Raw genomic sequence first — 8,764 nt, 5'->3', positions numbered from 1 at the left:
AGATGGTGATGCCTGGCGACAACGTGACGCTGGAGATCGAGTTGATCACGCCGGTGGCAATGGAAAAGGGGCTCAGGTTCGCAATCCGCGAAGGCGGACGAACGGTGGGCGCCGGTACCATCACCGAGATCATCGCGTAGTAACTGCCCCACCCTCTCGCCTAGCGAGAAGGGTAGGGCACGAGAGTTCTAAGAATCAAAGTGAATCGGCACGGCTGAAGCCGTGCCCCTTCAAAACAAAAATCAACCTGCGGCGAAAGGCCGCAGGCGGTCAGGCGGCGAGGAGATCGCGGCGCCGGCCGGGAGACAAGGTGATAGCCAAGTTTCCGCAAACAGATCTTTGAGAGAACTACAGTGATTGGCAAAGAACGAATCCGGATCCGTTTAAAAGCTTACGACTACCGCGTTCTGGACCAGTCCACGGGCGAAATCGTGGAGACGGCACGTCGCACTGGCGCGCAAATCGCCGGTCCGATTCCACTCCCCACGGTGAAGAACAAGTATTGCGTGCTTCGTTCGCCCCACGTGGACAAGAAGTCCCGCGAGCAGTTCGAGATCCGCACTCATAAGCGTTTGCTCGATATTCTCGAGCCGACGCAGCAGACGGTCGATGCGCTCATGAAGCTGGAGTTGCCGGCTGGCGTGGGCGTTGAGATCAAGGCTTACGGAAAAGAACACAAGTAGACGTCAGACAGCGATCAGACGTCTGGAAGATCCGACAGTGCCCAGCGGGCATGATGAGGAGAAGAGAAAGCCATGGTTGGCGGAATTTTAGGCAAGAAAGTCGGAATGACCCAGCTGTTCGACAACAAGGGTGAGGTTCACCCGGTGACTGTCCTGCAGGCTGGCCCGTGCGTCATCACCTCGCTGAAGTCGGCGACGCGTGACGGTTACGACGCCGTGCAGATTGGGCTGGTGGAGTTCGTGAAGGAATCGCGGCTGACCAAGGCCGCGAAGGGCCACCTCGACAAGAACAATCTGCCCCCGGTGAAGTTCCTGCGCGAAGTCCCGATCGCGCTCGATGAAGCGAGCAAGGACGGCGCGAAGATAGGCGACAAGGTTCTAGTCGATGTGTTCGACGGCGAGAAGTTTGTCGATATCGCGGGCACCAGCAAGGGCCGCGGGTTCGCCGGCGTCGTTAAGCGTCACAAGTTTGGTGGCGGACCGAAGTCGCACGGCCACATGTTCCAGGTGCAGGGTTCGATCGGCGCATCGTCGTTCCCCTCGCGCGTGTTCCCCGGGCAGCGCATGTCCGGCCACATGGGCGCGGAGAGGGTGACGGTTCGCAACCTGCGCGTTCTCGGAATCGATAAGGACGAGAACCTGCTGGTCGTGGAAGGCGCAGTACCGGGTCCGCGGAATGGCTACGTCGTGATCACCAAGGCGAAGAAACCGCCGAGGGAGCGTCGCGGATTCACCGGTGAGGCCGGGATGGTCAACCCGTTGAAGGCTTCGAAGCGTTCCGCGAAGGGCAAGTAAGAGTTCAGTTCGGGTGCCCACGTCTGCTAAGAGCGGCAGATGTGGGGCACGGACAACGAAAATCGAAGAGAAAACATTATGGCAACGATTGACGTTTTGGATCTGGCCGGGAAAAAGGTAGGCAGCCTCGAGTTGGCCGATGAGGTATTCGGCGGCATCAACGAGGACCTGCTCTGGGAAGCGGTGAAGCACTACCGCGCCGGGCAGCGTGCCGGCACGCATGCCACCAAGAACCGCAAGTTGGTCTCCGGTTCGGGCAAGAAGCTGTGGCGGCAGAAGGGTACGGGCCGCGCCCGCGTGGGCTCCATCCGGTCGCCTCTGTGGCGGCACGGCGGAACGGTTCACGGACCGCAGCCGCGTTCGTATGACTTCACCTTCCCGAAGAAGAAGCTGCTGGGCGCGCTGCGTTCGGCGCTCGCCGCGAAGCTGCAGGACGGCAAGCTGGTCGTGGTCGAGTCCTTCGAATTAAAGGAAGCGAAGACGAAGGAAGTCCGCAAGGCGCTGGACGCCCTGAACGTGGAAAAGACGGCGCTGCTGGTGGAAGCCGGAAGCAACGAGAACCAGAACCTGGAACTGAGCTCGCGCAACATCGAGGGCGTCGAGATGCTGTACGGTCCCGAGGTTCATCCCTATCACCTGCTGCGTTACGATCGCGCGATCTTCACCAAGAGCGCGCTCGACAAGCTGCAGAGTTCGCTGAAGGCGAGTGCGCCGAAGCGGAAGGCGGAGGTGGCGTAATGAAGTCCGCATACCAGATCATCCGTCGCCCGGTGATTACCGAAAAAGGTTTGGGCGTGAAGGAGACCGAGCAGACGCTGGTCTTCGAAGTGGCCGCCAAGGCGAGCAAAACCGAAATCAAGGAAGCGGTGCAGTCGATCTTCAAGGTCAAGGTCGATCACGTTCGCACCGCGAACTTCCTGGGCAAGGAGCGGCGCCGCGGCAAGTTCACCGGTTTCCGCCCCGACTGGAAGAAGGCGTACGTGCGGTTGAAGCAGGGCGAGAAGATGCCCGAGTACGCGCAGAACCTGTAACGGAACTACAGTAGCAAGTCACAAGTCGCAAGTCGCAAGACGAAGCGACGGAAGCTTGAGATGAGAACCGATAGCCCGCGCGAGAGCGCAAGCTATCCGAGAGTCAACAATATGGCGATTAAGACATATAGACCGGTAACCCCGACGCGGCGCTTCACCACTACGCTGGTGAACGATGATTTGACGACGACGAAGCCGTACAAGCCGCTGACTGAACCGAAACAGCGCACCGGCGGACGTCGCAACAGCGGCGACCAGACGATCTGGCATCGCGGCGGCGGTCACAAGCGGAAGCTGCGCGTCATCGACTACAAGCGCGACAAGTTCGGGATTCCCGCGAAGGTTGCGAGTATCGAGTACGATCCGAACCGTTCGGCGCGCATCGCGTTGCTGAATTATGCCGACGGCGAGAAGCGCTACATCCTGCATCCCTCGGGACTGGTTGTCGGCGCGACGGTCGTAAGCGGCGCGGAAGCGGACATCCTGGTTGGAAACGCGCTGCCGCTGAAGAACATCCCGCCCGGAACGTTCGTGCACAACATCGAGCTGAAGCCCGGCAAAGGCGCGCAGATGGCGCGTTCGGCCGGAGCCCAGGCGCAGTTGGTTGCGAAGGAAGGCGACTACGCGCTGCTGAAGCTGCCTTCCGGCGAAACCCGCCGGGTGCTGGTGGATTGCATGGCGACGGTCGGGCAGGTCGGCAACCTCGATCACGAGAACATTTCGATCGGCAAGGCCGGACGCACGCGCTGGCTCGGACGCCGCCCGGTGAACCGCGGCGTCACGATGAACCCGGTGGATCACCCGCACGGCGGCGGTGAAGGCAAGACCTCCGGCGGACGTCACCCGGTAACCCCGTGGGGCCAGCCGACCCGTGGATACAAGACCCGCAACAACAAGCGGACCGATGGATACATCGTGTCGCGCCGCAGCAAGTAGTAGTGGAGAACTGAAAAATGGCACGTTCGACGAAAAAAGGTCCGTTTGTAGACGCGCACATTGTCGCCAAGGTTGAGGACATGAATACGCGCAACGAGAAGAAGGTCGTGCGCACGTGGTCGCGACGGTCGACGATTATTCCCGAGATGGTGGGGCACACCCTGGCCGTGCACAACGGGAAGAAGTTCATCCCGGTGTACGTCACGGAAAACATGGTGGGCCACAAGCTGGGGGAATTCAGCTTCACCCGGCAGTTCAAGGGACACTCGGTGAAGGCCGCGGCGGAATCAGCGGCGAAGCCGGCGGCGTCGCCGAAGGCGTAACGACGAGAGGATTAGAGAAATGGAATTCACCGCGAAAGCGAAGTACATGCGAGTTTCGCCGCAGAAGGCGCGCCTGGTGCTGGACATGATCAAGGGCCGCCGGGTCGAGGACGCGCTTTACATGCTGGAGTTCACCAATAAGCGCATTGCTCCGCTGGTGCACAAGCTGCTGCGTTCGGCGGTCGAGAACGCGAATTACCTGAGCACGGAAAAGGGCGCGGATGTCGATCTGGACCGCTTGTATGTGAAGCGGGCGGTCGCGAATGAGGGCCCGCGCATGAAGCGCATCCGTCCGGCTCCGATGGGCCGTGCGTACCGCTACCAGCGCCGTATCTCGCACATGGAGATCGTGCTGGCGGAGAAAGCGGCGGCAGCGGTGGCGACGAACGTCGATGAGTCGAAGGCGCCGGCGAAGAAGGCCAAGGCTCCGAAGAAGAAGGCTGTGGCGAAGAAGGCTCCGGCTAAGAAGAAGGCTCCGGCCAAGAAGTAAAAGTTCAAGTGTGCCCACATCTGCTAAAAGTGGCAGACGTGGAGCACGGGATGAGAATGGGTTTGAGGTGCCCACATCTGCTGACAACGGCAGACGTGGGGCACGGAAAGTTTGGAGAGACGAAACATTATGGGACAGAAAGTCCATCCTTACGGATTCCGGCTCGGCTACACCAAGCCGTGGAAGTCGCGCTGGTTTGTGGAGCGGGACTACGACAAGCTGCTGGTCGAAGACGTTCATCTGAAAGATGAACTGAAGGACAAGCTGAAGTCGGCTGGCGTCAGCTCGATTGACGTCGAGCGCCCTGGCAACAAGCTTCGCATCATCATTCGCACGGCGCGTCCGGGCATCATTATCGGACGCAAGGGCGCGGAGATCGACAAGCTGAAGCAGGAGTTGCAGAAGCGTACCGGTCGCGACGTTTACGTCGATATCCAGGAAGTACACAAGCCGGAACTGGACGCGCAACTGGTGGCGGAGAATATCGCGCTGCAGTTGGAGAAGCGCGTGGGCTTCCGTCGCGCGATGCGCAAGGCCGTGGATTCGGCGCTGCGCTTCGGCTGCAAAGGTATCAAGGTCCGCGTGTCGGGTCGCCTGAACGGCAACGAAATCGCGCGGTCCGAGTGGTATCTGCAGGGACGCCTGCCGCTGCACACGCTGCGCGCCGACATCGACTGGGGCTTTGCGGAAGCGAAGACCACCTACGGCGTGATCGGCGTGAAGTGCTGGATTTATAAGGGCGAAATCCTTTCGCAGAAGAGACGCGAAGGACAGCCTGCGCAGAGCACGTTCTAACACCAGTTGCCTGTAGCCGATTGCCAGTAGCCAGTTGGCGATGGGACGAAACGAGGGCAACGAGGCTGACGATCAGCCGTTAAGAACTGAGAACTGGCAATTGAGAACCGACTATGTTGATGCCAAAGAAAGTTAAGTTCCGCAAACAGCAGCGCGGACGCATGCGCGGTAAGGCGTGGCGCGGAAGCGACCTGTCGTTCGGAGATTACGGTTTGAAGGTGATGGAACCCGGCTGGATTACCGACCGGCAGATCGAAGCGGCCCGCGTGGCTATGACCCGTTTCGTGAAGCGCGGGGGCAAGATATGGATCCGCCTCTTCCCGGACAAACCGGTAACGAAGAAGCCGGCTGAAACCCGTATGGGTAAGGGCAAGGGCGCTCCGGATCACTGGGTAGCCGTGGTTCGTCCGGGCAAGATACTGTTCGAGATGGAAGGCGTTACGCCGACCGATGCGAAGGAAGCGATGCGTCTGGCTTCGCATAAGCTGGGCCTCGTAACCAAGTTCGTGGCCCGCGAAACGGCGCACTAATTCCCCCGGAAGCCTGGCTTCCCGAGGGCAAGAGAGATTAGCGATGGATAGCAGCAAAATTAGAAACCTGACAGATGCCGAGCTCCTACACCAGGAGCGCGAACTGAATGACCAGCTCTTCAAGCTGAAGTTCCAGATGAAGATGGGACAGACGGAGAGCTTGAAGAAGATCCACGGCTTGCGCAAGGACATCGCGCGGGTGAAGACGATCAAGCGCGAAAAGGAACTGGCAGCCGCCAAGTCCGGAACGGAGAAGAAGTAGCCATGGCCGAAACGACACAGACCGAGAAGAAGTCCGGCCGCAAGACACTGGTTGGCCAGGTGACCTCGACCAAGATGGCGAAGACCATCGTGGTGCAGGTGAGCCGCCAGAAGGCGCACCCGCTGTATGAGCGCGTCATGACCCGCTCGAAGAAGTATTACGCGCACGACGAAGAGCAGACGGCGCACGTCGGCGATTTTGTCCGCATCGAGGAGACACGTCCGATGTCGCGGCTGAAGCGGTGGAAGCTGAAGGAAATTTTGAAGCGCTCGGCGCTCGCGCCCGAGTTGCAGGAATCGACGGAGCAGATCGGTTAAATCCCACCCTTCGCGCTGAAAAGCGCGCGAAGGATGGGGCACCCAGAGGGAGATAGAACCATGGCAGTGATGATGAGATCGATGCTGGAGGTGGCGGATAACTCCGGCGCCCGCAAGCTGCAGATGATCCTTCCGCTCGGCGGTTCCACGGGATTGCGCGCCGGACTCGGCGACGTCGTGACCGCGGCGGTGAAGGAAGCTTCGCCGGACGGCAACGTGAAGAAGGGCACGGTGGTGAAGGCGGTGATCGTGCGTACGCGCAAGGAGCATCGCCGCAAGGACGGCACGTACATCCGCTTCGACCAGAACGCGGCTGTGCTGGTGACGCCGGATCACGAACCGATCGGAACGCGCGTGTTCGGACCGGTCGCGCGCGAACTTCGCGAAAAGCGTTTTCTGAAGATCGTTTCACTGGCGCCGGAAGTCCTTTAAGCGGAATAGAACACCGGCATGTTGCCGGGGAAGATTTGGAGCCGGCGGTTGCCGGCCAGAAGGAACAGAGAGTTATGAATAGCGTTGATATTCGCCGGAACGACACGGTGAAGGTGATCACCGGCAAGGACAAGGGCAAAGAGGGGCGCGTGCTGCGCGTCATGCCGAAGGAAGGCAAGGTCCTGGTCGAGCACGTCATGGTGGTGAAGAAGGGCGTACGGCCGAACCCGCAGCGCAATATCAAGGGCGGCATTGCCGAGCAGGAAAGCCCGATCTCGATCTCGAACGTGAAGCTGATTTGCGGCTCTTGCGGAAAGACCCCGCGCATCCGCCACCAGGAACAGGGCGACCGACGGGTTCGGGTCTGCGCGAGTTGCGGCAGCACGATGGAGAAATAGTTGTACAGCCCCACCCTGTCGGAAGACCCACATGCCAACAGAGGGCAAATGGGGTACCGAAGGGTAGGGCGCAAATGAGGGCCTCACGAACCGGTAAGCGAAAGCGACTCCGAAACCGTGAGAGAAAGTGACAAGGAAATGGCAAAGCAGGAAGAAGGAAAGAAGAAGAAGGGCGCGGCACCGGCGGCGGAAGCTGCTCCGGCGGGAAAGCCGGCTCGTCCTAAGCTGAACAACGAAGCTTCGGCACGCCTGCGGCACCGGTACCAGAAGGAAGTCGTGCCTGCGCTAATGAAGGAGCTTGGCCTGAAGAACGTGATGGCGGTTCCGCGGCTGGAGAAGGTCGTCGTCAACATGGGTGTTGGCGAAGCGACGCAGAACGCGAAAGTTCTCGACCCGGCCGTTGCCGAACTTCAGCAGATCACGGGTCAGAAGCCGGTGATTACGAAGGCGAAGAAGTCGATTGCGGCGTTCAAGGTGCGAGAAGGGATGCCGATCGGCGCGATGGTTACGTTGCGCGGTGACCGTATGTACGAGTTCCTCGACCGGTTAATGAACGTAGCGCTTCCCCGCGTACGTGACTTCCGCGGCGTGAGCACGAAATCATTCGATGGCCGTGGCAATTACACGCTCGGGCTACACGATCAGTTGATCTTCCCCGAGATCGATTACGCGAAGGTCGAGAAGCTGAAGGGAATGAACGTCACAATCGTGACGACGGCGAAGAGCGATGATCACGCACGCGCATTGCTGAAGCAAATCGGGATGCCGTTCCGCACCGCGTAGTGGCCCACATCTCCCAAGGGACGGGAGATATGGGGCACCGAGAGATTTAGGAGAGATATGGCTACAACTGCAAAACGAGTCAAGGACGCCAAGAATAACGAGATGCGCGGGAAGAAGTGTCCGATCTGTAAAGGCGCCAAGCTGCTTGACGGCAAGGAGTGCCTGGCGTGCGGAGGTAAGGGTCTGATCTTCACCACGCGCCAGCACAACCGCTGCAAGATTTGCGGGCGTCCGCGCGCATACCTGCGCAAGTTCGGACTTTGCCGGCTCTGCTTCCGTGGACTGGCCCTGAAGGGCGAGATCCCCGGCGTTTCGAAGTCGGCCTGGTAGTCGTTACCGAGGCTCTGGATGCCGTGAGGCAAACAGGGCGCTGGCGAAACGGACCGGTGAACGGTCCAGGAGACCGCGAAGAGCGGCTTCGAGAGCAAGAGCGTCACCGCAGGTTCTTTCACGGGGAGACCGGGGGTAACCGGCCGAACCAATCGCGGGCTGCCAGCCTGCCGCGATGAAAGAGAACGGGCGACGATTGAGGAGAAGGAAACGATGAGTTTGACCGATCCCGTGGCAGATTTCCTGGCCCGGATTCGCAATTCGATTAAGGCCCGCCAGCAGAAGGTGGACGTACCGGCTTCCAAACTGAAGCTGGAGATCGCCCGCATTCTGAAAGAGGAAGGCTACATCAGCAACTTCAAGCCGATGGATGAGGAAGGCAAGAAACTGATCCGCGTCTACTTGAAGTACGGCACTGACAACCAGGCGGCGATAACGCAGTTGAACCGCGTTTCGCGTCCGGGCTGCCGGGTTTACGTCGGCAACAGCGAGATTCCGCGCGTGCTTGGCGGACTGGGCATCAACATCCTGACTACGCCCAAGGGCGTGATGACAGGACGGCAGGCGCGCAAGGAAGGCGTCGGCGGCGAAGTGCTCTGCGAGATCTATTAATGGTGAACTGCCCCACCCTGTCGCTTCGCGACAAGGGTAGGGCACAA

Annotated in this window: 17 protein-coding genes; all 17 read left to right on the top strand. The window is 60.1% G+C overall.

Annotated features, from left to right (window positions below; translation table 11 throughout):
- Window positions 1-140 (top strand): elongation factor Tu (tuf, locus tag ROO76_15865; GenBank protein MDT8069642.1); only part of this gene is annotated, 140 nt, incomplete at its 5' end.
- Between the two features lie 216 nt (window positions 141-356).
- Complete coding sequence (gene rpsJ, locus ROO76_15860; GenBank protein ID MDT8069641.1) at window positions 357-683, top strand: 30S ribosomal protein S10; 327 nt, start codon at window positions 357-359, stop codon at window positions 681-683.
- Window positions 684-755: 72 nt separating this feature from the next.
- A complete protein-coding gene (rplC, locus tag ROO76_15855) occupies window positions 756-1,478 on the top strand; it encodes a 50S ribosomal protein L3 (GenBank protein ID MDT8069640.1) in 723 nt (240 codons plus the stop codon).
- A 78-nt stretch (window positions 1,479-1,556) separates the two neighbouring features.
- Entirely contained in the window at window positions 1,557-2,216 is a 660-nt protein-coding gene (rplD, locus tag ROO76_15850) for a 50S ribosomal protein L4 (GenBank protein MDT8069639.1), read from the top strand.
- A complete protein-coding gene (locus ROO76_15845; GenBank protein ID MDT8069638.1) occupies window positions 2,216-2,509 on the top strand; it encodes a 50S ribosomal protein L23 in 294 nt (97 codons plus the stop codon). The genes rplD and ROO76_15845 overlap by 1 nt, the downstream gene beginning before the upstream one ends.
- 111 nt (window positions 2,510-2,620) lie before the next feature.
- The gene (gene rplB / locus ROO76_15840; protein ID MDT8069637.1) at window positions 2,621-3,445 is read left to right on the top strand and encodes a 50S ribosomal protein L2; all 825 of its coding nucleotides are present in this window, start codon (window positions 2,621-2,623) and stop codon (window positions 3,443-3,445) included.
- Between the two features lie 17 nt (window positions 3,446-3,462).
- Window positions 3,463-3,768 carry a 30S ribosomal protein S19 gene (gene rpsS, locus ROO76_15835; GenBank protein MDT8069636.1) on the top strand — a complete coding sequence of 102 codons (306 nt, stop codon included), beginning with the start codon at window positions 3,463-3,465 and terminating at the stop codon, window positions 3,766-3,768.
- Window positions 3,769-3,787: 19 nt separating this feature from the next.
- Entirely contained in the window at window positions 3,788-4,258 is a 471-nt protein-coding gene (rplV, locus tag ROO76_15830) for a 50S ribosomal protein L22 (protein MDT8069635.1), read from the top strand.
- A 129-nt stretch (window positions 4,259-4,387) separates the two neighbouring features.
- On the top strand, window positions 4,388-5,053 hold the full coding sequence (rpsC, locus tag ROO76_15825) for a 30S ribosomal protein S3 (protein ID MDT8069634.1): 666 nt from the start codon (window positions 4,388-4,390) through the stop codon (window positions 5,051-5,053).
- Between the two features lie 113 nt (window positions 5,054-5,166).
- Window positions 5,167-5,583 carry a 50S ribosomal protein L16 gene (rplP, locus tag ROO76_15820; GenBank protein ID MDT8069633.1) on the top strand — a complete coding sequence of 139 codons (417 nt, stop codon included), beginning with the start codon at window positions 5,167-5,169 and terminating at the stop codon, window positions 5,581-5,583.
- 43 nt (window positions 5,584-5,626) lie between these two features.
- Window positions 5,627-5,845, top strand: a complete 219-nt coding sequence (rpmC, locus tag ROO76_15815) for a 50S ribosomal protein L29 (protein ID MDT8069632.1) — start codon at window positions 5,627-5,629, stop codon at window positions 5,843-5,845.
- 2 nt (window positions 5,846-5,847) lie between these two features.
- Window positions 5,848-6,162 (top strand): 30S ribosomal protein S17, encoded by a 315-nt coding sequence (gene rpsQ / locus ROO76_15810; GenBank protein MDT8069631.1) that lies wholly within the window; start codon window positions 5,848-5,850, stop codon window positions 6,160-6,162.
- Window positions 6,163-6,222: 60 nt separating this feature from the next.
- On the top strand, window positions 6,223-6,594 hold the full coding sequence (gene rplN, locus ROO76_15805) for a 50S ribosomal protein L14 (GenBank protein MDT8069630.1): 372 nt from the start codon (window positions 6,223-6,225) through the stop codon (window positions 6,592-6,594).
- A gap of 74 nt (window positions 6,595-6,668) precedes the next feature.
- Entirely contained in the window at window positions 6,669-6,992 is a 324-nt protein-coding gene (rplX, locus tag ROO76_15800) for a 50S ribosomal protein L24 (protein MDT8069629.1), read from the top strand.
- Window positions 6,993-7,130: 138 nt separating this feature from the next.
- Window positions 7,131-7,775 carry a 50S ribosomal protein L5 gene (gene rplE / locus ROO76_15795; GenBank protein ID MDT8069628.1) on the top strand — a complete coding sequence of 215 codons (645 nt, stop codon included), beginning with the start codon at window positions 7,131-7,133 and terminating at the stop codon, window positions 7,773-7,775.
- A gap of 162 nt (window positions 7,776-7,937) precedes the next feature.
- Complete coding sequence (locus tag ROO76_15790) at window positions 7,938-8,105, top strand: type Z 30S ribosomal protein S14 (protein MDT8069627.1); 168 nt, start codon at window positions 7,938-7,940, stop codon at window positions 8,103-8,105.
- Between the two features lie 213 nt (window positions 8,106-8,318).
- A complete protein-coding gene (gene rpsH / locus ROO76_15785; GenBank protein MDT8069626.1) occupies window positions 8,319-8,717 on the top strand; it encodes a 30S ribosomal protein S8 in 399 nt (132 codons plus the stop codon).
- Window positions 8,718-8,764 lie beyond the last annotated feature (47 nt).

The sequence above is a fragment of the Terriglobia bacterium genome (assembly GCA_032252755.1).
Lineage (GTDB): Bacteria > Acidobacteriota > Terriglobia > Terriglobales > Acidobacteriaceae > JAVUPY01.
This window is presented reverse-complemented; position numbering and strand designations above follow the sequence as displayed.